At 64.3% G+C, this 25529-nt stretch carries 26 protein-coding genes and 2 tRNA genes; 18 read left to right on the top strand and 10 right to left on the bottom strand.

The features are described 5' to 3' along the window. Positions 1-26: 26 nt before the first annotated feature. Positions 27-488 carry a transcriptional regulator AsnC gene (asnC, locus tag ACW5W4_RS05380; protein WP_427261239.1) on the top strand — a complete coding sequence of 154 codons (462 nt, stop codon included), beginning with the start codon at positions 27-29 and terminating at the stop codon, positions 486-488. Between the two features lie 374 nt (positions 489-862). On the opposite strand, the gene ACW5W4_RS05375 is transcribed toward asnC, so the two are convergent. Together ACW5W4_RS05375 and ACW5W4_RS05370 are read right to left on the bottom strand one after the other, a co-directional pair. Continuing rightward, entirely contained in the window at positions 863-1624 is a 762-nt protein-coding gene (locus tag ACW5W4_RS05375) for a substrate-binding periplasmic protein (protein ID WP_456688665.1), read from the bottom strand. A gap of 90 nt (positions 1625-1714) precedes the next feature. After that, entirely contained in the window at positions 1715-2119 is a 405-nt protein-coding gene (locus tag ACW5W4_RS05370; RefSeq protein ID WP_456688664.1) for a CBS domain-containing protein, read from the bottom strand. 177 nt (positions 2120-2296) lie between these two features. On the opposite strand from ACW5W4_RS05370, the gene ACW5W4_RS05365 reads away from it, so the two are divergent. Then, positions 2297-3001 carry an SDR family oxidoreductase gene (locus ACW5W4_RS05365; RefSeq protein WP_456688663.1) on the top strand — a complete coding sequence of 235 codons (705 nt, stop codon included), beginning with the start codon at positions 2297-2299 and terminating at the stop codon, positions 2999-3001. On the opposite strand, the gene folK is transcribed toward ACW5W4_RS05365, so the two are convergent. Next, complete coding sequence (gene folK / locus ACW5W4_RS05360) at positions 2927-3457, bottom strand: 2-amino-4-hydroxy-6-hydroxymethyldihydropteridine diphosphokinase (RefSeq protein WP_427261243.1); 531 nt, start codon at positions 3455-3457, stop codon at positions 2927-2929. The genes ACW5W4_RS05365 and folK overlap by 75 nt on opposite strands. A gap of 128 nt (positions 3458-3585) precedes the next feature. Here folK and ACW5W4_RS05355 point away from each other — a divergent pair, with 128 nt between their 5' ends. From ACW5W4_RS05355 to ACW5W4_RS05340, 4 genes are all read left to right on the top strand, one after another. After that, positions 3586-3678 (top strand): YnhF family membrane protein, encoded by a 93-nt coding sequence (locus ACW5W4_RS05355; RefSeq protein ID WP_427261244.1) that lies wholly within the window; start codon positions 3586-3588, stop codon positions 3676-3678. A 96-nt stretch (positions 3679-3774) separates the two neighbouring features. Continuing rightward, positions 3775-5175 (top strand): sensor histidine kinase, encoded by a 1401-nt coding sequence (locus ACW5W4_RS05350; RefSeq protein WP_456688662.1) that lies wholly within the window; start codon positions 3775-3777, stop codon positions 5173-5175. Positions 5176-5180: 5 nt separating this feature from the next. After that, on the top strand, positions 5181-5699 hold the full coding sequence (locus tag ACW5W4_RS05345; RefSeq protein WP_456688661.1) for a hypothetical protein: 519 nt from the start codon (positions 5181-5183) through the stop codon (positions 5697-5699). After that, entirely contained in the window at positions 5696-6976 is a 1281-nt protein-coding gene (locus ACW5W4_RS05340; RefSeq protein ID WP_456688660.1) for a sigma 54-interacting transcriptional regulator, read from the top strand. Before ACW5W4_RS05345 ends, ACW5W4_RS05340 begins: the two co-directional genes overlap by 4 nt. Positions 6977-6983: 7 nt before the next feature. On the opposite strand, the gene ACW5W4_RS05335 is transcribed toward ACW5W4_RS05340, so the two are convergent. Further along, positions 6984-7469 carry a DUF1097 domain-containing protein gene (locus ACW5W4_RS05335; protein WP_427261248.1) on the bottom strand — a complete coding sequence of 162 codons (486 nt, stop codon included), beginning with the start codon at positions 7467-7469 and terminating at the stop codon, positions 6984-6986. A 382-nt stretch (positions 7470-7851) separates the two neighbouring features. Between ACW5W4_RS05335 and msrP the strand changes: the two genes are divergently transcribed. Both msrP and ACW5W4_RS05325 read left to right on the top strand, forming a co-directional pair. Beyond that, entirely contained in the window at positions 7852-8853 is a 1002-nt protein-coding gene (gene msrP / locus ACW5W4_RS05330; protein WP_456688659.1) for a protein-methionine-sulfoxide reductase catalytic subunit MsrP, read from the top strand. Between the two features lie 97 nt (positions 8854-8950). Continuing rightward, complete coding sequence (locus ACW5W4_RS05325; protein ID WP_456688658.1) at positions 8951-9601, top strand: protein-methionine-sulfoxide reductase heme-binding subunit MsrQ; 651 nt, start codon at positions 8951-8953, stop codon at positions 9599-9601. A 39-nt stretch (positions 9602-9640) separates the two neighbouring features. Here ACW5W4_RS05325 and ACW5W4_RS05320 read toward each other — a convergent pair whose 3' ends face one another. After that, a complete protein-coding gene (locus ACW5W4_RS05320) occupies positions 9641-9895 on the bottom strand; it encodes a PepSY domain-containing protein (protein WP_408795975.1) in 255 nt (84 codons plus the stop codon). 69 nt (positions 9896-9964) lie between these two features. On the opposite strand from ACW5W4_RS05320, the gene ACW5W4_RS05315 reads away from it, so the two are divergent. From ACW5W4_RS05315 to ACW5W4_RS05300, 4 genes are all read left to right on the top strand, one after another. Continuing rightward, on the top strand, positions 9965-10291 hold the full coding sequence (locus ACW5W4_RS05315) for a PepSY domain-containing protein (RefSeq protein WP_427261252.1): 327 nt from the start codon (positions 9965-9967) through the stop codon (positions 10289-10291). A 24-nt stretch (positions 10292-10315) separates the two neighbouring features. Continuing rightward, positions 10316-10972, top strand: a complete 657-nt coding sequence (locus tag ACW5W4_RS05310; RefSeq protein ID WP_408795973.1) for a response regulator transcription factor — start codon at positions 10316-10318, stop codon at positions 10970-10972. 37 nt (positions 10973-11009) lie between these two features. Next, positions 11010-12359: a sensor histidine kinase gene (locus tag ACW5W4_RS05305; protein WP_427261253.1), complete on the top strand. Its 1350-nt coding sequence runs from the start codon at positions 11010-11012 to the stop codon at positions 12357-12359. Between the two features lie 113 nt (positions 12360-12472). Next, positions 12473-12934 (top strand): hypothetical protein, encoded by a 462-nt coding sequence (locus tag ACW5W4_RS05300; protein ID WP_456688657.1) that lies wholly within the window; start codon positions 12473-12475, stop codon positions 12932-12934. A 160-nt stretch (positions 12935-13094) separates the two neighbouring features. Here the strand turns inward: ACW5W4_RS05300 and torA are convergent, their stop codons facing one another. After that, positions 13095-15575, bottom strand: coding sequence for a trimethylamine-N-oxide reductase TorA (gene torA, locus ACW5W4_RS05295; RefSeq protein WP_456688656.1), 2481 nt, complete (start codon positions 15573-15575; stop codon positions 13095-13097). Positions 15576-15597: 22 nt separating this feature from the next. After that, a complete protein-coding gene (locus ACW5W4_RS05290; RefSeq protein WP_427261256.1) occupies positions 15598-16728 on the bottom strand; it encodes a NapC/NirT family cytochrome c in 1131 nt (376 codons plus the stop codon). A gap of 361 nt (positions 16729-17089) precedes the next feature. Between ACW5W4_RS05290 and ACW5W4_RS05285 the strand changes: the two genes are divergently transcribed. Next, a complete protein-coding gene (locus ACW5W4_RS05285; protein ID WP_456688655.1) occupies positions 17090-19090 on the top strand; it encodes a DNA topoisomerase III in 2001 nt (666 codons plus the stop codon). 78 nt (positions 19091-19168) lie between these two features. Here ACW5W4_RS05285 and ACW5W4_RS05280 read toward each other — a convergent pair whose 3' ends face one another. After that, complete coding sequence (locus ACW5W4_RS05280) at positions 19169-20527, bottom strand: TrkH family potassium uptake protein (RefSeq protein ID WP_456688654.1); 1359 nt, start codon at positions 20525-20527, stop codon at positions 19169-19171. Continuing rightward, positions 20524-21177 (bottom strand): potassium channel family protein, encoded by a 654-nt coding sequence (locus ACW5W4_RS05275; RefSeq protein WP_427261259.1) that lies wholly within the window; start codon positions 21175-21177, stop codon positions 20524-20526. The genes ACW5W4_RS05280 and ACW5W4_RS05275 overlap by 4 nt, the downstream gene beginning before the upstream one ends. A gap of 197 nt (positions 21178-21374) precedes the next feature. Here ACW5W4_RS05275 and murB point away from each other — a divergent pair, with 197 nt between their 5' ends. Next, positions 21375-22409, top strand: coding sequence for a UDP-N-acetylmuramate dehydrogenase (gene murB, locus ACW5W4_RS05270; RefSeq protein WP_456688653.1), 1035 nt, complete (start codon positions 21375-21377; stop codon positions 22407-22409). Further along, the gene (gene birA, locus ACW5W4_RS05265; RefSeq protein WP_456688652.1) at positions 22406-23371 is read left to right on the top strand and encodes a bifunctional biotin--[acetyl-CoA-carboxylase] ligase/biotin operon repressor BirA; all 966 of its coding nucleotides are present in this window, start codon (positions 22406-22408) and stop codon (positions 23369-23371) included. The genes murB and birA overlap by 4 nt, the downstream gene beginning before the upstream one ends. A 63-nt stretch (positions 23372-23434) precedes the next feature. Here the strand turns inward: birA and coaA are convergent, their stop codons facing one another. Then, positions 23435-24373, bottom strand: coding sequence for a type I pantothenate kinase (gene coaA / locus ACW5W4_RS05260; RefSeq protein WP_408795957.1), 939 nt, complete (start codon positions 24371-24373; stop codon positions 23435-23437). A gap of 259 nt (positions 24374-24632) precedes the next feature. On the opposite strand from coaA, the gene ACW5W4_RS05255 reads away from it, so the two are divergent. The 3 genes from ACW5W4_RS05255 to ACW5W4_RS05245 all read left to right on the top strand — a co-directional run. Continuing rightward, positions 24633-24717: transfer RNA gene (locus ACW5W4_RS05255), tRNA-Tyr, on the top strand. A 38-nt stretch (positions 24718-24755) separates the two neighbouring features. Further along, a tRNA-Gly gene (locus ACW5W4_RS05250) sits at positions 24756-24830 on the top strand. A gap of 172 nt (positions 24831-25002) precedes the next feature. Next, on the top strand, positions 25003-25529 hold a 527-nt coding region (locus ACW5W4_RS05245; RefSeq protein ID WP_456688651.1), incomplete at its 3' end, for a GTP-binding protein.

Raw genomic sequence — 25529 nt, 5'->3', positions numbered from 1 at the left:
GATATCCTCAACGGGAGTGCAAAAAAGTGCCAGAAAATTATCGGATCGATAATCTCGATCAGGCCATCCTCAGCGCCCTGATGGAGAATGCGCGGATCCCGTATGCCGAGCTGGCCAAGCAGCTGGCGGTCAGCCCGGGCACCATCCATGTGCGGGTGGAGAAGATGAAGCAGGCGGGGATCATCGAGGGGACCAGGGTGCAGGTGAATGCCAAGCGGCTGGGGTATGACGTCTGCTGCTTTATCGGCATCAACCTCAAGAGTGCCAAGGATTACCCCTCGGCCCTGGCCAGACTGCAGGCGCTGGACGAGGTGGTGGAGGCCTACTACACCACGGGCAATTACAGCATCTTCATCAAGGTGATGACCCGCTCCATCGACGAGTTGCAGACGGTGCTGATCCACAAGATCCAGACCATAGACGAGATCCAGTCCACCGAGACGTTGATCTCGCTGCAAAACCCGATATTGAGAGATGTGAAGCCCTGAGGGGCAGCGCATGGGGGGTTGTGCGAGATCCAGGCCTCATGCGAGACGTTGATCTCGCTGCAAAACCCCATCCTGCGGGACGTGAAGCCCTGAGGGGATAGCGCATGGGGGGTTGTGCGAGATCCAGGCCTCATGCGAGACGTTGATCTCGCTGCAAAACCTGACATTGAGAGACGTGAAGCCCTGAGGGGGCAGCGCATGGAGGGGTGTGCGAGGTCCAGACCTCATACCGAAACCCTGCTCTCGCTGCAAAATCCCATCCTGCGAGATGTGAGGCCCTGACTGTCGAGCAAGATCCCTCTCCCCTGTGAAACCCTGAGTCGGGCATAAGGGACGCGCTGGATGCTGGAAACGCCGTATCGGGATCGGTGGGCTCAGGGCTCGATATAGGGGATGCCGTACTTGTCGTAGATGGCCTTGAGGCGACCGTCATGCTTCATGTGCAGCAGCTCGGCATCGTAGGCCGCCATCAGGGCCGGGGTGTCGGCATCGGCCCTGGCCTTGCACCAGACATGGTAGTAGGGGCTGCTTTTGAGGGGTTTGGGCAGGTAATCGACCCGATCGCTCAGCCCCTCTTCACGGATCTGGCCGAAGGCGGTGACCAGGGACATGGGCACCAGGTCGATGCGCCCGGCCACCAGCTTGCGCAGTTGCAGCTGGTTGAGGGGGATCTCCTGAAACTGGTAGCCGGGGGCATGCAGCATGGCGCTGAGCTCGGGGGTGTAGGCGTAATCCCGGGTGAGGCCGATACGCCAGGGTTTGAGATCCTCGATGGACTGATACTGGATGCGCGCCTTGTCTGCCTTGCGCACGAAGAAGTGCCAGCTGTGGCGGATGTGAGACTGCTTCGGATAGAGGAGGTAGGCTTCCCGTCCGGGCTGGAAGGAGTGGCTCATCAGCAGATCGTAGCGCCCCGTCTTGGCATTGCGGGTGAGGCGGGCGCTCGAATCGGTCAGGATGATCTCGATGGGCACCCCCATGGCGGTGAAGATCTCGGTGAGCAGCTCGACGTCCATGCCGGTCGGGCGCTGCTGGGCATCGAGGTACTTGAGCGGTGGCTCCAGCATGCCGCCAATCACCAGCGTCTTGGCGCCGAGAGCGCAGGGCAGCAGCCATAACAGAAACAAGATCCGCACTCAGCTTCTCCAAAAGCCACGGGGGCGGCGCCTTGGCCGCGGTGGTCGAGATCATATCGACCATCCCTGGTCGATGCTTGAGTCCCGAACTCAGGTCTGCTGGCACCCCTTGAGCTGCTGATTGAGCACCTGCATCACCTGGCGGCGGCTGATGATGCCGATCACCTTGCCCTGCTCGACCACGGGGTAGATACGGGGCTTGGCTCCCGTCATCTGGCGGGCCAGATCCAGGATGCTCTCGTTGGGGCCGATGGAGAGGGGGGTCTTGCTCATCATGTCCTGCACCTGGGTGCGGGTATCGCAGTGGTAGCTGCCGGTCAGCAGGCTGGGGATGCAGTCCTGCTCGGAGAGAAAGCCAACCAGCTGATGCTGGTCATTGAGCACGGGCAGACCACTCAGGCCGGAGGCGTACAGGCTGTCGAGGGCGGCGGCCAGCCCCTGCTGGGGGCTGAGGGAGTGGCTCAGGCGGCTCATGTGATCGCGTACTTGTAACATATTGATTGCTCCACGGTTCTGGTTGCCTGCACTATGAGACAGCCGCTTCGCTGGCACCAATGGGTGGTGCCGCAGGGATTGATAGACAATATCATTGGCGATGGGGTGAAGATGCGATCGGCCGGGCAATTTTGTGACAAATGGCACCGATCGGCTCAGGGATGGTGAGGAGGGGTTATGCGTGCCTTGGTGACGGGAGCGGGTCGACGACTCGGGTTTTATCTGTGCGAGCAGCTGGTGGCGGCGGGTTGGCAGGTGACGGGGCAGTATCGCTCCGAGCGCCCGGAGCTGGCGCGGCTGAGGGCGCTCGGGGTCGAGCTTATCCAGGCCGACTTCACCCGGCCCGGGGAGGTGGCCGCCCTGGCCCATGCCACGGCGCGCCATGAGGGTCTGGGGCTCATCATCCACAACGCCTCGGCATTCGAGCCCCTGGCCGAGGATCCCGCCGAGCAGCTGGCCCAGTTCGATCGCTTCTACCAGGTGCACATGGCGGCCCCCTTCCAGCTCAACCAGGTGCTGGCCCCCAGGCTGGCGAGCAATGTCAACGCCAGCATCATCCAGATCACCGACATCTACATTCACGGCCCTGCCCCTCGCTTTGCCAACTATGTGGCGACCAAGGCGGGGGCTCACTCCCTGGCCATGAGCCTGGCGCGTCAGCTGGCCCCGGCGGTGCGGGTCAACACCATAGAGCCCGGCCCCATACTGTTTCTCGACGAGCACGATGAGGCCTGGCGCCAGCAGGTGCTGGCCAGGACGCCGCTGGCGCGGGAGGGGGGGCTAGAGCCTATCTGGCAGGCGGTGCAGCTACTGCTGGGCAATCACTACATGACGGGGGCGAGCATCAAGGTGGACGGTGGCCGCTCCCTGGCCATCATCTGACCCCTGACTGAGGTAGACCGGGGCCTGGCCTATGGTCACCCCGCAGGGGCTCAGCACCACTTTCTGGACGTTGGCAGGCTGCTCGCCATAGAGCTCGGCCAGCAGATCCTGGAGGTAGGCATCGACCTCGGCGGCGTGAAAGTCGTCGTCGTCGCCCATGGCCAGGATGTCGATGTCGAGCGGCCTGTCGTGCACCTTGCACAGGGGATCGCCGCGATTGCGGCCATGGGCCTGCTCCATGGCGATGAACTCCGCCTTGAGGCTCTGGGGGGCGCTCTCGCTCTCGATCACGAACAGACAGTTGAGAAAGTCGTGGCGCGACTGCATGCCCACAGGCTTGGTCTTGATCACCGAGCTCAGCTGCAGACGCCGAAAACGCGCCAGCAGTTCGCCGAGCGCACGATCGACATGCCGTTCGGGTTCGAGGTTGGATCCTATGCTACACAGATAGAACATGGCGCTATCCCTTGCGTTGAGGCTCATCTGAAAATGGTTATCTGGCTCACGTTAATTACCTTAACTATGCATTAACATCAATCCGATATGTTGTGATCGGGCTCTGATTGAGCAACTCAGGAGGGGTTATGAGTGCAGAAATGAAGTGGGCTGTGGTGACGGCGACGGGGGCCCTCGCCCTGGTGTTCATCATCAGTGCCGTCTCCGTATTTTCTGCCTAGTCAGGCAGCGGTGATTCAACCGGCCCCTGGGCCGGTTTTGTTTTTTGTGCGACTGCGGATATGCTTGCCACCCCAATGATGAGCTGAGAGTGCAAGATGACAAGGGTAAGACCGCGCTCACTGTTACAAGTGGTCCTGATGGGCTTCGCGCTGGTGCTGATGCCGCTCGGCGGCATGATCTGGCACGACACTCGCGCCCTCGAACACCTGAGTCAGCTCACCAGTGACGAGATGGAGCGGGCGGTGCGCGACACGCGGCGGGCGACCCTGCTCACCAGTCTGGCGGTGGATCTGGAACGCACCCTGCGCCGTTACGCCGTGCTCGGGGACAATCGCATCCTCGCCAGCTATCAGCAGCAGCTCGGCCACTATCGCGGCCTGCTCAAGGAGCACCAGGCTTCCATCCCCAACGCCCCCGTCTACGGCCAGCTGGACGAGCTGATCGGCTGGCTCGATGGCCTGCAGGATCTGGCTCGGGCCAAGGCCGAGTCGACCAGTTTGCGCTTCGAGGATCTCAGCGAGGCCAACATGCAGCTGGAGGTGGCGACCCGCAGCCAGGTGGATGAGCATGTGCTCAGGGTGCGGCTCGCCATCGATGCGCTCATGAAGGAGATCTGGTGGGTCAGCGGCCTGGTCGCCGTGCTCAGCCTGCTGTTGATCCTGCTGTTCACTTACCTGATCATCCACCCGGTGCGCCAGATTGAGTCGCGAATCCTCAGCCTGGGCGCCGGGATAGAGCCGGACAAGAAACCGGTCGATGGTCCGGCGGAGCTGGTGGTGCTGGGGGAGCGGATCGGCTGGCTGCACGACAAGTTGAAGGAGCTGGAGCAGCAGAAGTATCAGTTTCTGCGCCATGTCTCCCATGAGCTGAAGACGCCGCTGGCGGTGCTGCGGGAGGGCGCGGATCTGCTCTGCGAGCAGCTGGTGGGGCCCCTCACCCCGGATCAGCAGGAGATCTGCCAGATGCTGGAACAGAACAGCCGCCGTCTGCAGACCCTGATCGAGCGACTGCTCGACTTCAACCGCCTGAGCCAGCAGGAGGCGTTCGAGCGGGTGCCGGTGGCGCTGACGCCGCTGCTCGAGTCCCTGTGCGCCGAATACCGGCTGGCGCTCGAATCCAAGGGGAGCAGGGTGCAGCTGCCGGAGCGGGAGCTGACCCTGCTGACCGACCCTTACCGGATGCGGCTCATCATCGACAACCTCTTCTCCAACGCGGTCAGCTATGGCGCCCGGGGTGGCCAGATCTGGATCCGCTGGGGCCAGGATGGGCAGCAAAGCTGGCTGGAGGTGGCCAATGAGGGCCCCACCATCCCCCAGGATGAACGTGAACGTATCTTCGAACCCTTCGAGCAGGGCAGTATCGCTCGTGAGGGCGTATTGAAAGGGTCTGGCATGGGGCTCTCCATTGCCCGTGAGTCGGCCATCAGCCTCGGCGGCGAGCTGAGTCTGGTGGACGATGGCCAGGCCGCCGTCTGTTTCCGGTTGACGCTGAAGTGATACCTATGATCAAACGACTGATGTTTCCCGCCCTGCTGGCGGGCATGTTGACGGGGTGCGGCCTGCTGCCGCGCCAGGAGCCCGCCTCGGTCACGGATGCCGAGCTGACCCAGCGCATGGAGTTTGCCAACAAGGAGATGCAGGTGCGCCTGCAATATTCCGACTGGTTGCTGGCCAGCCAGCCACAACAGCGGGAGCAGGAGCGTGAGCGGCTGCGCAACCAGCCGGATCTGGAGAGCCGGGTCAGCCTGGCCATGGTCAACAGCCATCCCGCCGAGTCGGTGGCGAGCCGCCGCGCCGGACTCGATGCCCTCAAGGGGTTGCAGCCGGAACTCGGCCTGGATGCTCAGGCCTTCCTGCGCAGCTGGATTGCCCTGGGCGAGCAGCTGCTGGCCCGCGACAGCCGGCGCGACGACCAGAGCCAGGAGGTGCAGCGGCTCAAGCGGCAGATAGAGCAGCTCTCCGCCATCGATGAGCAGCTCAACCGACGCAAGTATCAGGAGACGGGGAGCGCCTTGCCATGAGCCGTATCTTGTTGGTGGATGATGATGCCAGCCTGCTCAAGCTGATGGGCATGCGGCTGCGCAGCCAGGGTTACGAGGTGGACACCGCCGACAGCGCCGAGGCGGCCCTCGATCGGTTGCGCCAGCGGCGGGCCGATCTGGTGCTGAGCGATCTGCGCATGGGAGGCATGGATGGGCTGGCGCTGTTCGAGAAGATCCAGGCCCAGTGGCTGGGGATGCCCGTCATCATCATGACGGCCCACGGCACCATTCCCGATGCCATTCAGGCGACCCGCTCCGGGGTGTTCAGCTTCCTGACCAAGCCCATCGACAAGGACGAGCTGCTGAGCACCATAGAGCATGCCCTCAGCCTGACCCGTCCCAAGCAGACCTGGGAGTGGCAGTCCCAGATCCTGACCCGCAACCCCCAGATGGAGCAGATCCTGATCCAGGCCAGCACCATCGCCGGCATGGAGGTGCCCGTGCTGATCCTGGGACCGTCCGGTGCGGGCAAGGGGCTCATGGCCCAGACCCTGTACCAGGCCAGTAGCCGGCGGGATCGGCCGTTCCACGCCATCAACTGTGCGGCCTTCTCCTGGGAGGCGCTGGATCGGGAGCTGTTTGGCGAGGATGGCCGCTCCGGCCTGTTCGACCAGGCCAGGGGCGCGACCCTCTTCCTCGACGAGATAGGCAACCTGTCGGCCTCGCTGCAGGCCAAGCTGTTGCAGGTGCTGCAGGAGTATGGCCAGGGGACGCCCGAGGTAAGGGTGATCAGCGCCAGCCATCAGGATCTGGTGGCGGCCATGGACGAGGGGCGGTTTCGAGAGGATCTCTTCTATCGGCTCAACGTCGCCAACATTACCCTGCCGCCCCTGTGCAACCGCAGCGAGGACATCCCCCTGCTGGCCAGACAGGCGCTCGATGGCTACCGGGCGCGCCACCCAGACTGTCTGGCGATGGGCTTCTCCCCCGAGGCGCTGGCCATGCTGGCCAGTGCCGCCTGGCCGGGCAACGTGCGCCAGCTCTCCAGCCTGGTGGAACAGCTGGCGAGCCTGTGCAGCAGCCCGGTGATCGGGGCCGTCATGGTGGAGTCCGCCCTGAGCGGTCACAGCGGCGGCATCCCCTCCTTCAACGAGGCCAGGGCCGAGTTCGAGAAGGAGTACCTGATCCGCCTGCTGCGTACCACAGAGGGCAATGTCACCCTGGCCGCCAACATGGCGGGACGCAATCGCACCGACTTTTACAAGCTGCTCAACCGCCACCATATAGAGGCCGCCAACTTCAAGCCCAAGGGGTGAGGGAGGATCAGGCCGAGGGGCTGGTCTGCCGGGCGGACGGGGCCGGCCGCTGGCTGCGGTGCGACAACCAGAGGCCGCTCGCCTTCATCAGGTAGCCAAACAGGGCACCCAGCACCAGGGAGGGCAGGACCAGGCGCCACTCTCCCGCCGCGCCAAAGGTGGCGCAGCAACCGGCGAAGGTGCCGGGAATATAGGCCAGCCACTGCTGCCTGGCCTGCATGCACATCAGAGTCGCCACCACCCCGGTCATCAGATAGCCGGCCACGCCGGCTCCCCACCAGGACTCCCCATGAATGAGCAGCAGGGCCCAGAGCATGCCACTGGCATTGCACAGCAGGGTCTGACCCAGGGCGCGCACGCCGCCCTGGGAGGCGAAATAGCTGGTGCAGCCGAGGAAACCAACCCAGGAGAGGAGACCGAGCGCCACGGCCAGCCAGCCCCAGAGGGCAGAGAGCAGGCCCGTGGTGAGGGCAATGGCAAGCAGCGGAGACATGGCGATACACCCCTGGCAATGTGGAAAGGGCGGGAGAATACCCCTGTGCAAAGCAGCGGCAAGGCGGGGCACAGCGAGCCGTGATCCAGATCACGCTTCGACCGGCAGGAATACGCTTGCGCTCGCGAAAAAGATTCACTGGCCGACCCCTCCTGGCTGCACCATAGTTATGGGCCCCGTCGCCTCGAAGGAGTGAGTCTCATGTCGTCAAACGTCCTGGTTCCCCTGCTTGTCTTCGTCATGCTGTTTCTGGTCGGCACCCTGTGCAAGGGGCTCCCTTACGCCCCATGACCCGCTCGGTTGCCTTTTTTGTCACGGGATGAAAGGGATCTGGCGGTGACGCGGTCTCATCATTAACACCTCATCCCGACGGGAGCCCTGCATGCTGATCAAGTCTTCTTCTTCCCATCATCCGACCGAGGCCGATGTCACCCCGGAGCAGGTCTACCGGGACCGGCGCCTGGTGCTCAAGGGCCTGGGGCTCGGGGCCGCCAGCCTGGCCTTGCCCGCCCAGGCCAGCCTGCTCGATCTGTTCAAGGGCGACGCCGCGCCGGCCCCGGCAGGCAAACCCCTCAAGGCCAGTCCGGCGCCGCGCCCAGAGGGCCTGGTGCTGACCCCCTATGACAAGGCGACCAGTCACAACAACTTCTACGAGCTGGGCACCGGCAAGGGGGATCCGGCGCGCAACGCGCACTACCTCAAGACAGAGCCCTGGACCCTGAAGGTCGGCGGCGAGGTCGAGCGCCCCTTCACCCTGGATGTGAAGGATCTGGTGGACAAGGAGCCCCTGGAGGAGCGCATCTACCGGCTGCGCTGTGTCGAGGCCTGGTCCATGGTGCTGCCCTGGAGTGGCATCTCCCTGGCCGACATCATCAAGCGGGCCGCCCCCACCAGCCGTGCCAAGTTCGTGGCGTTCGAGACCCTGTATGATCCTGAGCAGCTGCCGGGACAGGCTTCCCGCTCCCTTGGCGGCGGCATCGATTACCCCTATGTGGAGGGGCTGCGCATCGACGAGGCCATGCATCCACTCGCCTTCCTGGCGGTCGGCCTCTATGGCAAGACGCTGCCTGGGCAAAATGGCGCCCCCATCCGGCTGCTGGTGCCCTGGAAGTACGGCTTCAAGAGCATCAAGAGCATCGTCTCCATCCGGCTGGTGGAGGAGATGCCACCCACCACCTGGAACCTGTTGGCGCCGAACGAATATGGCTTCTACGCCAACGTCAATCCAGAGGTGGATCACCCGCGCTGGAGCCAGGCCAGCGAACGCTTCATCGGCGAGGGGGGGATCTTTGGCGCCAAGCGCCAGCCCACCCTGATGTTCAACGGCTACGGGGAGGAGGTCGCCTCCCTCTATCAGGGCATGGATCTGCGCAAATGGTATTGAGACTGACGCTCTGCCCGAATGGTCTCTTGCCCCCTTCTCCCCTGGCGGGAGAAGGGTTGGGGATGAGGGGTGGGAAAAACATAACGGGAACAGCGATATGACGCCGAGACTGAAAACAGCCCATATCAATGGCTTGCGCCTGCTGGTGCACCTGGGCGCCTTGGGGAGTCTGCTCTGGCTCGGCTATGCCGTGCCGGCCGGCCTGCTGGGGGGGGATCCGGTGCAGGGGCTGACCCACTATCTCGGCAAGGGGGCCCTGCATCTGCTGCTGCTCACCCTGCTGGTCTCGCCGCTCGCCAAGCGCTGGCGCCAGGGCCAGCTCGTCAAGCTGCGCCGCCCTCTCGGGCTCTGGTGCGCGGCCTGGGCGTCATTGCACTTCATGGTGTGGTTGGGGCTGGATCTGCAGTTCGACTGGGGGCTGATTGGCGGCGAGCTGGTGAAGCGCAGCTACATAGTGGTGGGGGCCATCGCCCTGCTGCTGTTGCTGGCGCTCGGCATCACCTCGATCCCGGCCCTGCTGCGGGCCATGGGGCCGAGTTGGCAGCGGCTGCACAACTGGATCTATGCCGTGGCCCTGCTGGTGCCGGTGCACTACTGGTGGTCGGTCAAGAGCGGCTGGCAGGAGCCCCTCATCTATCTGTTGCTGGCCCTGGCGCTGCTCTGGCCGCGGCGGGACAGGCTGCTCAAGCCCTGGCGCGGCCGCCCCAAGGGGCAGCGTCGCGACAAGCTCAATGCAAGCGAGGCCTGATGGCCTCTCTTGCATTGGCGGCTGGGGAGGGGGTGGCCCTTACTGCGGCTCCTGGCTCAGCAGCTCGCCGCTGCGGGCATCCACCACCAGGCGCACCCGTCGGGAGGCGTCGTCCAGGGCATCGACCTCGAACCGCTCTTCGGTCAGGGTGACTTCCCGGATATCGTGATACCCTTTCGCCACCAGCAGTTTCATCAGTTCTGCCATCTCGAGCCGCCCCTGCTGTGCCCCCGCCCAGAGCGGTGTCAGGCTGAGCAACAGGGCCAGTATGGGGAAAATCGTGCGCGGGATCATATTCATTCCGGATTCAGGGCTGGCAGACTATAACCGCGATCATGCTAGGTTTCTGGAGATGAATCCCCCATGAATAGAGCCCTGGGTCTGTTTGCCCTGCTGTGCTCCCTGGCTGCCCATGGCGAGCCGAGCGAGGCGCAGCTGCAACAGGCGGTCAGCGAGGGACGGGTGAAACCCTTCCACGAGGTGATGGCGGCGGCGGCCCATCTGCCGGGGCGAGTGCTGCGGGTCGATCTGAGCGAACAGGACGGGCGCTGGCTCTACGAGCTCAGGATGATCGATCGGGAAAACAGCGTCATCAAGGTCGGTTACCGCGCCGATACCTTGGAAATGGTGTGGCTCAAGGGCCATCATCTCGAACATCTCTTCATTCCGCCGGCGCCCGTCGCCGAGTGACATCCCATTCATTGGACCCAATCCATGCGCATTCTGATCGTTGAAGATGAAAAGACCCTGGCCAACCAGCTGGCCGAGCAACTGCGACAGTCCGGTTTCGTCACCGATCTCTGCCACGATGGCAACGAGGCCGGTTTCCTCGGGGAGACGGAACCCTATGACGCCATCATCCTGGATCTCGGCCTGCCGGGGCGCGATGGCCTGAGCATCCTCAAGGAGTGGCGCAGCAAGGAGATGACGACCCCAGTGCTGGTGCTCACCGCCCGCGGCCAGCTGCACGAGAAGATAGAGGGGCTCAACGCCGGGGCCGATGACTATCTCACCAAGCCGTTCCAGGTCGCCGAACTGGTGGCCAGGGTCCATGCCCTGGTGCGCCGCGCCGCCGGCAATGCCAGCTCCATCCTGGAGATGGGCGGCGTGCGCCTGGACATGGCCGCCTCCCAGGTGTGGTACGAGGGGACCCCCATCAAGCTCACCGCCCACGAGTTCCGGGTGCTCGGCTACCTGATGCAGCACAAGGGCAAGGTGGTGTCCCGCAGCGAGCTCATCGACCACATCTACGCCCAGGACTTTGACCGCGACTCCAACACGGTGGAGGTGTTCATCGGCCGGATCCGCAAGAAGACCCATGCCGACCTGATCGAGACGGTGCGCGGCCTTGGCTACCGGATCAACGAATGAGTCAGACCCGGCAGCAAGGGGCACAGGGGCACCCTGAATGAGGCTGGTACGGACCCTGCGGGGACGGCTGGTGGCCATCGCCCTCATCTGGTGCGGTCTCTTTCTCTCCGCCACCGGCTTCAGCCTGCAGACCATGATGCGCAACTACTGGCAGGAGGCGGAAGCCGACAGCCTGAGGTTGCAGCTCTATGATCTGCTGGCGCGACTGGAGGTGCAGCACAGCGGCCTGCCCGCGGTCACCGAGCCCATGGCCGATCCCCGCTACCGGCAGCCCTATTCCGGCTATTACTGGCAGCTGGAGCTGGGGGAGCAGATCGTCAGCCGTTCCCGCTCGCTCTGGGACACCAACCTCAAGAGCCATGGCCTCAAGTCCGCCTTCGGGGATCCGGATCTCTTCCTCGGCAGGGGGCCCAATCACGAGCCTTTGCTGATCATGACCCGCAATGTCCTGCTGCCCGGATCGGATCGGGTGTTTACCCTGGTGATGGCCAAGGACAGCACGGCCCTGACCGAGACGCTGCGCAAGACCCGGATCGGCCTCTTCCTCGGCCTGGGCTTCGCCGCCACCGGCCTGCTGCTCGGCTTCACCTTCCAGATAGTCTATGGCCTGCGCCCGCTCCACCTGCTGCGGCGCGAGCTGGTGCGGGTCCATCAGGGACACCAGGAGGGGTTCCGCCTGCGCTATCCCCTGGAGATCCAGCCCCTGGTGGAGGATATCAACCGCCTGCTGCACCACTATGGCGAGCTGTTGCAGCGGGCCCGGGCCCACACCGGCAACCTGGCCCACGCCCTCAAGACGCCGCTGAGCATCATGCGCAACCAGCTGGCCCAGCTGCCCCCCGAGGAGCAGGGGGCCATGCTGGAGCAGCTCGACAAGATACAGCGCCACATCGACTATCACCTGGGCAAGGCGCGGGTGACCGGCGCCGCCAAGGTGCTCGGGGTCTCCACCCCGGTGCGGGCCCGGGTGGAGTACATCTGCCGCGCCTTCTCCCGCCTCTATCCGGGCAGGGAGCTGGATCTGCAGGTGCCCGCCACCCTGGCGGTCGGTGTGGAGGAGCAGGACTTTGACGAGATGGTCGGCAACCTGCTGGAAAACGCCTACAAGTGGTCGGCGGGCCGGTTGCGGGTCTCCAGCGCCGAGCTGGGAGGCTGGATCAGCCTGCGCATCGAGGATGACGGCCCCGGTATGACGGAGGATCAGATCGCCCGCGCCGTGCTGCGCGGGGTGCGCCTCGATGAGAAGGTGCCCGGCTCCGGGCTCGGCCTCAACATCGTATCAGACCTGGCCGAAGCCTATCGCGGCAGCCTCATCATGGGCCGTGCCGAACTGGGGGGGCTGGCGGCCTCCCTCTCCCTGCCCAAGGTGGCGCGGGTCGACGGCTGAGGCCGCGCGACGCCGCCCCTTGTTTCATGCCGGGCCCGCCCCCCATCCGGAGTGGCGAGGGGGGCGGGCCGGGCTTACTATGTGGCATCTGTTGACGCCTGAGGAAGAGATTCATGACCGACGATCCGTGGGCATTGTGCCATCTTGATGATTCGTTCGATGCCTCCGTGCTGGGTACCAAAGGGGCCCAGATCCAGTGGTTTGAAGAGAGAGAGAGCCTGATCGAGTACCTGCTGGAAGAGTTTGTCGACCTGCTGGCCGATGTGGGGGAGCTGGATGAGGATCAGACCGAGCAGGCCAGGGAGCGCTTCACCCTGCTGGTGGAGCAGAACCCGGACAACCGCGCCCTGGTCGATGCCATCAATGACCTCGCCAGCGGCCTGCGCCGCATCGCCTGGCTGGGGCCCCTCTCCGAGCTGGCCGAGGTGAGCGACGAGTTCGCCAGCGGGCTGCGTACCTATTTCTGGACCCAGTATGACGGTGACGAGGATGACCCGGATGCCTGGGTGCCGGAAGACCTCTGGCCCCAGCTGGTGGAGTGTGCCCAGGAGTATATGGAAGAAGGGGACTTCTGAATTATCGGCCAGGGCTCTGGCCCCCCTCGTGGGTGGAGTGTGCCCAGGAGTATATGGAGGAAGGGGATTTTTGAATCTGTCCCGACCATGTCTGCTCTTTGGCAGACAGACAAAGAAACGGCGCCTTTCGGCGCCGTTTTTTCATGGTCAGCAGACAGGATCAGGCATTGGCCGGTACCGCGTGGGCGGTATTGGCCAGCACAGGGCCTGTGTACTTCTCTATCTGCAGCTGGGCCATGTGGCCGCAGTTGCCCTGGGCCAGGCTCGACGATCCTTCGTCGAAGGTGAGGCAGTTGACGTTGCCGTTCTTGCACAGGGCGCCCACCTTGCCCGGCTCGGCGGGGTCGAACCAGGCCCCCTCGCAGATGCGCACCACCCCGGGGCGCACGTCCCTGGAAACCAGCGCCCCCACCAGGATCTGGCCGCGATCGTTGAAGGCGCGCACCAGATCCCCAGCCGCTATGCCCCTGGCCTTGGCGTCATCGGGGTGGATCATGATGGCTTCCCGGTCCGCCACCGCGAACTTGTCCCGCAGGGGGGTGTTGTCGAGCTGGGAGTGCAGCCGCTGGGTCGGGTGGGAGGTGTTGAGGGAGAGGGGATACTGAGCCGCCGCCGGGCCCTGCTTCCACTCCTTGGGCTCGAACCATTTGGCGTGGCCCGCGCAGTCGGCATAGCCCATCTTGGCGATGGTGTTGGAGAAGATCTCTATCTTGCCGGACGGGGTGCCGAGGGGGTTGAGCAGCGGGTTCTCGCGAAAATCACCGTGGCGGATCCACTGCTTGTTCGCCTCGGGTACCGGGAAGCGCACATAGTTGTTCGACTCCCAGAACATGGTGAAGGGCGGCAGCGCCACCTTGGCGCCCCGGGCCTGGAGGGCCATGGCGTCATACATCTGCTTGAGCCAGAGGGTCTCGTCCTTGCCTTCGGTATAGGCCTCCTCCATGCCCAGCTTGGCGGCCACGGCACGGAAGATGTCAAAATCGTTGCGGGCCTCAAACTGGGGCGGCACGCACTGGTGCATCGGGAAGACGTAACGCTGGGAGTAGTCGCCCCCCATCTCCAGATCGTTGCGCTCGTAGCTGGTGGTGGCCGGCAGCACTATGTCGGCGTGCTTGGCGGTGGCGGTCCAGTAGGGTTCGTGGACGATCACCGTCTCGGGTTTGCGCCAGGCCTGGAGCAGGTTGTTGGTGTCCTGATGGTGATGGAAGGGGTTGCCGCCCGCCACATAGACCAGCTTGATGTCCGGATAGGTCACCTTGCGGCCGTTGAAGTCGATGGTCTTGCCCGGATTGGCCAGGCAGTCGGCGATGCGGGCCACCGGGATGGGGGCCGGACCGTTCTTGGGCGCCTCCCCGGCCGAGATGCCGGACAGTATGCCCCCCTTGGCGGTCGGGCTGCCGCCGGAGGAGTAGTGGTAGCTGAAGCCGAAGCCGCCCCCCGGCAGGCCGATCTGGCCCAGCATGGCGGCCAGGGTCACCAGCATCCAGTTCGGCTGCTCGCCGTGGTGCTGACGCTGCATGCCCCAGCCGGCCATGATCATGGTGCGCTTGGCGGCCATGTCCAGGGCGAGTTGGGTGATCTGCCCGGCCTCGACCCCGCAGATGGCCGCCGCCCACTCGGCGCTCTTGGGCTGGCCGTCCGTCTTGCCCAGCAGGTAGTCGAGGAACTGGTCGAAGCCGCTGGTGTAGCGATCCAGGAAGGCCTGATCGTGCTTCTTGGCGCGGTAGAGGCTGTGGGCCACCCCCAGCATCATGGCCACATCTGTGTAGGCGTTGGGCGCAATCCACTCGGCGCCGAGCAGCTTGGCGGTCTCGTTGTAGACGGGGTCTATGCTGATGACCCGGGTGCCCTTCTCCTTCAGGGCCAGGAAGCCGGCCTGCCCTTCATGGTCCGGCATGTTCCAGCTGTTCTTGAGGGTGACCTGGGCATTGACGCCCCACAGCACCACCAGTTCGGCATGTTCGACCACATTGGGCCAGGCGGTCTGCTGCTCGTACACCTCGATGGAGCCCATGACGTGGGACATGATCACCTGGGCCGCCCCGGTGGAGTAGTCGCCGGCATAGCCGGTGAAGCCGCCAGAGAGGTTCATCAGCCGGTGCAGCAGGGTGCGGCTGTTGTGGAACAGGCCCACGCTCTTCCAGCCGTAGGAGCCGGCGTGGATCGCCTGGGGGCCGAACTGGCTCTGCACCCGCGTGATCTCGCCCGCCACCAGGTCGATGGCCTGCTCCCAGCTCACCCGCACCCACTCGTCAGCTCCGCGCAGCTCGGGGCTGGCCCCGGGGCCATGCTCGAGCCAGCTCTTGCGCACCATGGGGTACTTGATGCGGTTCTTGGCATGGACCTGATAGGGGGCCATGTCGATGAGGTCGTTCGGGGCTGGATCGTCCGCCACCGGCTGGACACGCACCATGCGGCCATCCTCGACGATGGCCTCGAAGGCGCCCCAGTGGGCCCCGGTGAGTATGCCTTTTTGGGCCGGGACCAGGGTGGTGAACTGATCGAGCGCCGTGCTGATGGCCTTGGCCAGTGCGCTCTTGGGAAAGAGGCCGCCGAGCAGGGGCAGGGCGGCGCAGGCCCCCATGCCCTTGAGCAGGCGGCGGCGGGACAGGTTCGCGGTTTTATCGTTGAAGAGAGTCATAACAGTTCCTTGGTGTCCTGCCTCAGAGAGCCGAATTCGTGTCACTGGCGTGTTTTTGCACGTACTGGGTCAGCATGCGCGCCTGCTCCGGGGTGAGGGAGGTACGCGGTTCCATGCCCTTGATGACGCCGATCCACTGGTTTGCATTGAAGTGATCCAGGGCTGTCAGGCCATGGCAGCCGGTGCAGTTGGCGGACATCAGGGAGGAGGCGTATTGCCACAGCTTCTCCTGGTCGCCGATCAGCTGTGTCTCGTCGACCCAGGCGGTCAGCTTGACCTGATGCCAGGTGAGCTTGGTGCTGGCATCCGTCTCGCTCGCCCCCGTGACCAGCTGTTGCTTGGCCTCGTCGCCGAGCAGCGCGCTCAGGATGCGCTTGCCGGGGGCGGCATAGAAGACATCGGTGACGCCATCTTGCTGCCAGCCGGCGATCTCGACTCGGGCCCGGCCATTGTCATTGCCGAGGATCTCGACCCGGGTGGAAGGCATCAGGTTGCCCTGGTTGGCGTCTGTCTTGGCATCCAGAAACAGCGGCGTGGTGGCGATGGCGTAACGGGTGGTGACGCTGGCCGGCGTCTTGGCGGCGGCCTGGGCCAGCTCGCTCGCCCCGGCGGCGGCCAGACCGCTCATGTCCGGCATGATGTGGGCGACGCCGCGGTGGCAGTCGATGCAGGTCTGCCCCTCCTTGATGGCGACCGGGTGTTCGGCGCGGGCGTTGGGGCGCTGGGCCAGCACGTCCATCGCCTCATAGCTGTGACAGCTGCGGCAGGTGGCCGAGTCATTGGCCTTGAGCTCGTCCCAGACATGTTGAGCCATCAGCAGCTTGCGATCCTGATACTTCTGCGGCGTATCCAGGGTGCCGATCGCCTCGTGATAGATGTCCTTCACGGCGCGGATCTTGGTCCAGAGGTAGGAGGTGGGGTCCCCCGGGATGTGGCAGTCGGCGCACTCGGCCCTTATGCCCCTGGGATTCTGGAAGTGGACGCTGCCCTGGTACTCGGCGAGCGGGGTCTGCATGGAGTGGCAGGAGACGCAGAACTCGGTGGAGCTGGTCTTGTGCAGTATGGTGGCGGTGACGCCCAGTGCCGCGACGCCCAGCAGGGCCCCGAGCAGCAGGAGCCAGAACCAGGTCTTCTTGAAGAGGGACCCAAGCATGGTGGCAGTTCCTAGGTGAGTATTACCCATATGGTAGTAGGTGGCGCCAGGTCAAAGCTTGACACCCATCATTGCAAAACCCAAAAGCCGTTATTTTTCTGCGTTTTCCTGCATAGCATAAAATAATCTCGTGGTTTTTCCACGAATGAGTCCCGATCGTTACGAGGCCGGGAGGCCGCAGGGGACCCTATCCGGGGGCCTGGCGGCGGCCTCTGGCCCCATGGGGAGCGGGCGATCTTCAGCAGCTTAGTCCAAGCTGCCCGGGCTGGGTCACGACGAGTCACATCGGTCGGTGCCGGCTTGGGCTTTGTCGGTCGACTGGGTATACTGGCTACATATACAGTATTCAGGTGTGTCAGCCATGCGACTCTTCATCGCGGAAAAACCCAGCCTGGGGCGTGCCATCGCCGATGTGCTGCCCAAGCCTCACAAGAAGGGGGAGGGCTACATCGAAACGGCCCAGGGAGATGTGGTGACCTGGTGCATCGGCCATCTGCTGGAGCAGGCCGAGCCCGATGCTTACGACGCCGCCTACAAGCAGTGGCGCATGGAGCAGCTGCCCATCATCCCGGCCCAGTGGCAACTGGTGGCCAAGCCCAAGACCCGCAGCCAGCTCAATGTCATCAAGGGGCTCATCAAGCGGGCCGATTGCGTGGTCAATGCCGGCGACCCGGACAGGGAGGGGCAGCTGCTGGTGGACGAGGTGATCGACTTTCTCGGCTACCCCAAGTCCAGGCCGGTGCAGCGCTGTCTCATCAGCGATCTCAACCCCCCGGCGGTGCGCCGCGCCCTCGACGGCTTGCGCGACAACAAGGAGTTCGTGCCGCTGGCGGTGTCGGCTCTGGCCCGCAGCCGCGCCGACTGGCTCTATGGCATCAACATGACCCGGGCCTATACCCTGCTGGGGCGCAAGGCTGGTTGCAGCGCCCTGCTCTCGGTCGGCCGGGTGCAGACTCCCCTGCTCGGCCTGGTGGTGCGCCGGGATCGCGAGATAGAGGCCTTCGTCCCCAAACCCTTCTATGAGGTGCTGGCCCATGTGGTGACCGCGGGTAATGAGCGCTTCTGCGCCAAGTGGCTGCCGTCAGAGGCCTGCCAGCCCTGGCAGGACGAGGAGGGGCGGGTGCTCAGGCGCGCCCTGGCCGAGAACGTGGTCAATCGCATCGCGGGCAAGGCCGCACGGGTCGAGGAGGTGGAGGAGCAGGCCCGCAAGCAGGCGCCGCCGCTGCCCTACAACCTCTCCAGCCTGCAGATCGATGCCGCCAAGCGGTTCGGCATGGATGCCAAGCGGGTGCTGGATATCTGCCAGAGCCTCTACGAGCGCCACAAGCTCATCACCTATCCCAGATCCGACAGCCGGCACCTGCCCGGGGATCACCTCGGCCGGGCCCCCCGGGTGCGCGATGCCATTGCCGCCACGGCACCGGCGCTGGCCAGGGCGGTGAGCGAGGCGGATGGCAGCCTGCGCAGCAAGGCGTGGAACGACAGCAAGGTGGACGCCCATCACGCCATCATCCCGACCGAGAAACAGGGCAACGGCGCCACCCTGTCGGCGGATGAGAGCAAGATCTACGGCCTGGTGGCGCGCCAATATCTGCTGCAGTTCTATCCCATGTTCGAATACAACGACAGCCGGGTGCTGCTGCGCATCGAGGGGGGCCTGTTTCAGGCCAAGGCCAGACGCATCGTCAAGGCGGGCTGGAAGGCGCTGCTCGGGGTGGAAGAAGAGGACGACGACGAGAAGGCCGGCACCCTGCCTGCCCTGAAACAGGGGGAGCAGCTGCTCTGCGAGCGGGGCGAGCTGCTGGAGAAGATGACCCAGGCCCCCAAGGCCTTCACCGATGCCAGCCTGCTGGCCGCCATGACGGGGATCGCCCGCTTCGTACAGGATCCCGAGATCCGCAAGACGCTCAGAGAGACGGATGGCCTGGGCACGGAGGCGACCCGGGCCGGCATCATCGACTTGTTGTTCAAGCGTCAGTTTCTGCATCGCCAGGGCAAGAGCATCAAGGCGACCCCGACCGGCCGTGCCCTGATACAGGCCCTGCCCGAGAGTGCCACCACCCCGGACATGACGGCGCTGTGGGAGCAGAGCCTGGGACAGATTGCCGAGCGTCATGGCAGTTACCAGCACTTCATGGGGCCGCTCACCGAGCAGCTCAATGGCCTGATTGAGGGGGCTCGCCACAGCTCAGGGGCCGATTTCGGCGGCCTGCCCAAGGAGAGCGCCGGGCGTCGCCCCTTCCCGAAACGCAAGTCGGCCGGGGCGGGGCGGGGCAGGAAGCCCGGCGCCAAACCCGGTTCCGCCACCTCGTCGACAGGGCGCGGTGCGCCGCGCAGGGCCGGCAAGGGGAAGGCGGCCTGAGGGACCACAGGTCAAAGCGCAATACCAGCGGGGCCCGAGGGCCCCGCTGGTATTGCGGTGTTTTCATGCGGCCGACGGTCAGCCGGTGTGCACGTTCTCTTCCGGATAACGGATGCGGGTCTCGCTCGGCCTGGCCAGCATGAAAGCCAGGGTCAGGGGGCCGAGACGGCCACAGATCATCACCAGCACCAGGATCAGCTTGCCCGGCTCGCTGAGCTGGGTCGTGATCCCGGTGCTGAGTCCCACGGTGGCGAAGGCCGAGATGGTCTCGAACATGATGCGATCGAACGGTAGATCCTCGGTCACCATCAGCAGGAACATGGCCAGCATCAGCACCATGGCGCTGACGATGATGATGGCGAGGGACCGGGTCACCACCTGGGACGCTATGGTGCGATCGAAGGCGGTGACATGGGGCCGCTTGGTGAGGAAGGCGCGAGTCGCCAGTATCACCACGGCGAAGGTAGTCACCTTGATGCCGCCCCCGGTGGAGGTGGTCCCCGCGCCGATGAACATCAGCATCATCATGAACAGCAGGGCGGGTGGACCGAACTGACCCAGATCCACCGTATTGAAGCCGGCGGTGCGGGCGCTGGCGGACTGAAAGAAGGCGGCCAGCCACTGCTGGCCCGGGGTGAGGCCGCCCAGGGTGCCCGGGTTGTTGTGCTCCAGTAGCCAGAACATCAGGGTGCCAACCAGCAACAGGGCCGGGGTCATCACCAGCATCAGCTTGCTGTGGAGCTTGAGCCTGCGAAATTTGCGGGTGCGCACCAGATCCATGATGACGGTGAAGCCGATGCCCCCCAGGATCAGCAGGGCGCAGATGGTCAGGCTGATGAGGGGGTCGTCCCGGTAGTCCATGAGATTGTTGGCAAACAGCGAGAAACCGGCGTTGTTGAAGGCCGAGGCGGCGTGGAAGAAGCTGACGTAGAGACCATGATGCCACCCCAGCTCGGGCACCCAGCGCAGCGCCATGATGGCGGCGCCGATCAACTGGGCCAGCAAGGCGAACACTATGATGCGCTTGACCAGGCGCACTATGTTGATCGACCCCTCCTGACCCAGGGCCTCCTTGGCGAGCACCTGCTGGCGCAGCCCGACCCGCTTGCTGAGCAGGGCCAGCAACAGCACCGTCATGGTCATCTGCCCCAGACCACCAATTTCCATCAGCACCAGCAGGAACAGCTGCCCCTGCAGGGTGAAGGCACTGCCGGTGTCCACCACCCCCAGCCCGGTCACGCTGATGGCCGAGGTGGCGGTGAACAGGGCGTTGATGAAGCTCACCTCGCCATGATGGCTGGAGGGCTGGGCCAGAAACAGGGTACCCAGCGCCAGTATGGCCAGGAAGCTGCCGAGGATGAGCTTGGGCTCGCTCCAGCGGGAGGCGTTATCAGGACGGATGGCGAAGGCGTAGGTGTCACGCCACAGGGAACTCATTGCTTGTCCAGCCAGCGGTCGATGGCATGCTTGTTGCCCGCCAGGATCAGGATGTCGCCGAGGGCCAGGGTCAGGGTGCCGGTCAACACGTTGTGGAGGGTCTGCCCCCGCTTGATCGCCAGCAGCTGAAACTCGGTCTGTTGCAGCAGATCCAGGTCGGCCAGGGTGCGATCGTTGAGTTGCAGACCGATCACGAATTCGGTCAGCACCATGTCGTGCCCCAGCTCCAGGTAGTCGACCAGCCGGGTGTCGAACATGCTCTGGGCGACGCGGCGGCCCATGTCCCACTCGGGATTGATCACCTTGTCGGCCCCGACCTTCTTCAGGATCTTGGCGTGGAACTTGTCGCGGGCCTTGACCCACACCTTCTTCACCCCCGCCTCCTTCAAGACGAGGGTGGTGAGTATGCTGGTCTCCAGGCTGTTGCCGATGGCGACGAAGACGATGTCAAACTCGGCCAGGCCCAGTTCGGCGACCGTGTTCTCGTCGGTGGCGTCCGCCACTATCACATGGCTGCAGAAGGTGGCCACCTGGCGGGTCCTCACCTCATCGATGTCGATGGCCAGGACCTCGGCGTCCTGACGCTCCAGCTCTTCACACAGGGCGGTGCCAAACAGCCCCAGTCCGATCACGGCAAATTGGTTGTTCATCAGTTGTCCTTCCGCAGAGCGAGCCTGTTACTCTAAACCAGCCGAGTGAGTCCGCAAAGGGAACCCGCTCTGCCGGGGGGGCAGATCGACATCACCAGGCCCGCTCGGAGGCGAAGGCAGGTCTGGTCGCCTGCGGGATTTCTCGCCGCGAACCGAGTTGAGGTAGACTGGCGCCCTGTCATTGCCGGGACCCGCAGATGAAACTCACCGCTCACGCCGACTTGTCGGCCCTCAATACCTTCTCCCTCGCGGCCCGCTGCCGCTGGCTGGCCGAACTGACCCGGTTGGACGAGCTGCCCTCCCTGGTGGCCACCCCCGAGTGGCAGGGTCAGCCACGCCTCATCCTGGGCGGCGGCAGCAATCTGTTGTTTACCTGCGATTTCGAGGGGCTGGTGATCCACAATCGCCTGCGGGGCATCCAGGTGGAGGATGGCGGGGATCACTGGCTGCTGCAGGTGGCTGCCGGCGAATCCTGGCATGAGCTGGTCTGCCACACCCTGGCCCAGGGGATGCCCGGGCTGGAGAACCTGGCGCTGATCCCGGGCACTGTGGGCGCCGCCCCGGTGCAGAACATCGGGGCCTACGGGGTGGAGCTGGCCTCCTTCTGTCGCCATGTGGACACCTTCAACTGGCATAGCGGCCAGCAGGAGCGGATCCCGGTCGAGGCGTGCCGTTTCGGCTACCGGGATAGTATCTTCAAGCACGATTATCAGGAGAGTCACCTGATCACCGCGGTGGGGCTGGCGCTTCCCAAGGCCTGGCTGCCCGTGCTCGGCTATGGCCCTCTGGGCGCCCTGGCGGCGCCCACCCCTCAGGCCATCTTCGAGACCGTCTGCGCCACCCGCATGGCCAAGCTGCCGGATCCGGCCGTGCTCGGCAATGCCGGCAGCTTCTTCAAGAATCCTCTGGTGTCCGCGGCTCGGGCCGACCAGCTCAAGGAGCGATGGCCGACGCTGCCCATCTATCCGGCCGGGGAGGGGCAGGCCAAGCTGGCGGCGGGCTGGCTCATCGATCAGTGCGGCCTCAAGGGGTTCGCCATCGGCGGCGCCCAGGTCCATGGGCAGCAGGCCCTGGTGCTGGTCAACCGCGGCGGCGCGACGGCCGCAGAGCTGATCGCCCTGGCCGCCCATGTGCGCGATGCGGTGCAGCAGCGTTTCGGGGTCCTGCTCGAGCACGAGGTGCGCTTCATGGGGCCCCGTGGCGAGACCTGGCTCGACGAGGTGCTGGCATGAGCCTGACCCCCATTCGCCAGACCCTGATCGGCCTGCTCAGCGACGGCCAGTTTCACTCGGGCGAGCAGCTCGGCGAGCAGCTCGGCATCAGCCGGGCGGCGGTGAGCAAACACATGGCGGCCCTCAAGGAGCTGGGGCTGGACCTGTTCAGCCTGACCGGCAAGGGGTATCGCCTCGCCTTCCCCCTCGCGCTCTACGATCGGGAGCTGCTGCAGAGTCTGGCGCCCCTGGCCCCCATCCACAGCTTCCCGGTGATCGATTCCACCAACCAGTATCTGCTGGAGCGGGTCGCCCGGCTGCAACCCGGCGAGTGCTGCCTGGCCGAATGCCAGACCGCAGGCCGCGGACGACGGGGCAAGCCCTGGGTCTCGCCATTCGGTTGCCAGCTGCTGCTCAGCATGTATTGGCGGCTCGAGCAGGGCATGGCCGCCGCCATGGGGTTGAGCCTGGCGGTGGGGGTGGCCGTGGTCGAGGCGCTCGAATCCCTCGGCTATCCCGGGGTGGAGCTGAAGTGGCCGAACGATCTCTACTATGAAGGGCGCAAGCTGGCCGGGATCCTGGTGGAGATGAGCGGCAGCGCGGGCGCCAGCTGCCACCTGGTGATCGGGGTCGGCCTCAACCTGGCGATGCCGAGCCGGGAAGGGGAGAAGATAGATCAGGCCTGGGCCGAGCTGCGCCATATCCAGCCCGAGCTGGTGGACAGAAATCTGCTGGCCGCCCGCATGATGGTCCATCTGCAGCGGGCGATGCAGACCTTCGAGCAGCACGGGTTGGCCCGTTTCGTCGATGCCTGGAACCGGCTCGATCACTTCGCCGGCCGGCCGGTGCGCCTCCTGATGGGGGAGCAGGAGATCCGGGGCATCGCCCGTGGCATAGATGATCGCGGCGCCTTGCGCCTCGAGACGGAGGAGGGGATCAAATTCTATCTGGGAGGGGAGCTCTCCCTGCGGCGGGGCGATTGAAGAGACCCCCGATAACGGAAGAGGGGGCCTGCGGGCCCCCTCTTCGTTTGCGCTCTGCTGCCGTTATTTACGCAGCTTGATCTGCTCGATGGCGTGCTCTGGCCCCTTGGTGAGGATCAGGTTGGCCCGCTCCCGGGTCGGCAGTATGTTCTCTTGCAGATTGAGGTAGTTGATCTCCTGCCAGATATTGCCGGCGATCCGGGTCGCCTCGCTCTCTGCCAGCTTGGCATAGTGGTGGAAGTAGGAGTCGGGGTCGGCGAAGGCGCCGCTGCGAAACTTGAGGAAGCGCTCGATATACCAGGTGCGCAGCAGCTCGGCATCCGCATCCACATAGATGGAGAAGTCGACGAAGTCCGAGACGAAGACCCTGTGGGGGTCTTGCGGGTAATCCATGCCGCTTTGCAGCACGTTGAGCCCCTCCAGGATCAGAATGTCCGGCTGCTCGATAACCTTGGTCTCATCGGGGATGACGTCATAAATCAGATGGGAGTAGACGGGGGCCTCGACCCGCTCGTGTCCGGCGCGGATGTCGGCGACAAACTCCACCAGGCGGCGGATGTCATAGGACTCGGGAAAGCCCTTGCGCCGCATCAGACCGCGCGCTTCCAGCACCTTGTTGGGGTAGAGGAAGCCGTCCGTGGTGACCAGCTCCACCCTGGGGTGTTCGGGCCAGCGCTCCAGCAGGGCCTGCATGATGCGGGCCGTGGTGCTCTTGCCCCCCGCCACACTGCCCGCGATGCTGATCACATAGGGCACCTTGCCCCGGGACTGACCGAGAAACTGCTCCAGCACCCGGCTGCGGCGCTGCTTGGCCTTGACGTAGAGATTGAGCAGGCGGGAGAGGGGCAGATAGATCTCTTCCACCTCCTGCAGCGATACCTTTTCGTTGATGCCCTGCAGGGTCTTGAGCGCGGGCTCGGTCAGAGTCAGGGGGACTGCATCGCGCAACACAGCCCACTGTTCGCGGGTAAATTGCAGATAGGGGTTGTGCTCTGTCGTCATGGGTTCATCACTGTTTCTGGGGCTGGGCGACCATACACCAAGGGGGGGAGAGCGACAAGGGACACGTCAGGATCGTGCGGCCAGGGCCGGTTTTTTGGCGGGATGGCGGCAATAATCACCATTTTGCCGAGCGCAACAGTTGCATCACCAAAAACCTTACAATAAAATGCGCGACGCTTAGATGTCAGTCGTCTATTTGCTAGACAAGAGCGACAAAACAACGGGTGCAAGCAGAATTACCGTTGTGACAATCGAGTATGGAGGGGTTCCCGAGTGGCCAAAGGGATCAGACTGTAAATCTGACGGCTCTGCCTTCGAAGGTTCGAATCCTTCTCCCTCCACCATATTTCTCTGCGGTTTGAGTGCTTTGGGTTAGAGAAATGCGGGCATCGTATAATGGCTATTACCTCAGCCTTCCAAGCTGATGATGCGGGTTCGATTCCCGCTGCCCGCTCCAAGATGCTGATATGGCTCAGGCAATGCCGAGAGCCACACCTCAGGTGAGGTCGGCAGTTCAAATCGGCCAGTCAGTACCAGCCTCTCTTTCCCACCCAATTCAAATCCATCATATAAACTGTTCTGTGGTTAGCTTGCCACCGCGTACTCAGCGTTAGTTTAGAGGGACGATCATGTCTAAAGAAAAATTTGAGCGTAGTAAACCGCACGTTAACGTGGGTACCATCGGCCACGTTGACCACGGTAAAACCACCCTGACTGCTGCCATCACCAACGTGCTGGCCAAGCACTACGGCGGTAAAGCCTTCGCCTTCGACCAGATCGACAAGGCCCCGGAAGAGCGTGAGCGTGGCATCACCATCAACACCTCCCACGTAGAATACGACACCCCGAGCCGCCACTACGCGCACGTAGATTGCCCGGGCCACGCCGACTACGTTAAGAACATGATCACCGGTGCTGCCCAGATGGACGGCGCAATCCTGGTAGTAGCCGCGACTGACGGCCCGATGCCGCAGACCCGTGAGCACATCCTGCTGGGCCGCCAGGTAGGCGTACCTTACATCATCGTGTTCATGAACAAGTGCGACATGGTTGATGACGAAGAGCTGCTGGAACTGGTCGAGATGGAAGTTCGCGAACTGCTGTCCGAGTATGACTTCCCGGGTGATGACCTGCCGGTAGTTCGCGGTTCCGCGCT

It is taken from the genome of Aeromonas crassostreae, assembly GCF_054052445.1.
Note: the sequence above shows the minus strand (reverse complement) of the source record. Positions and strands in the feature narration are given on the sequence as shown.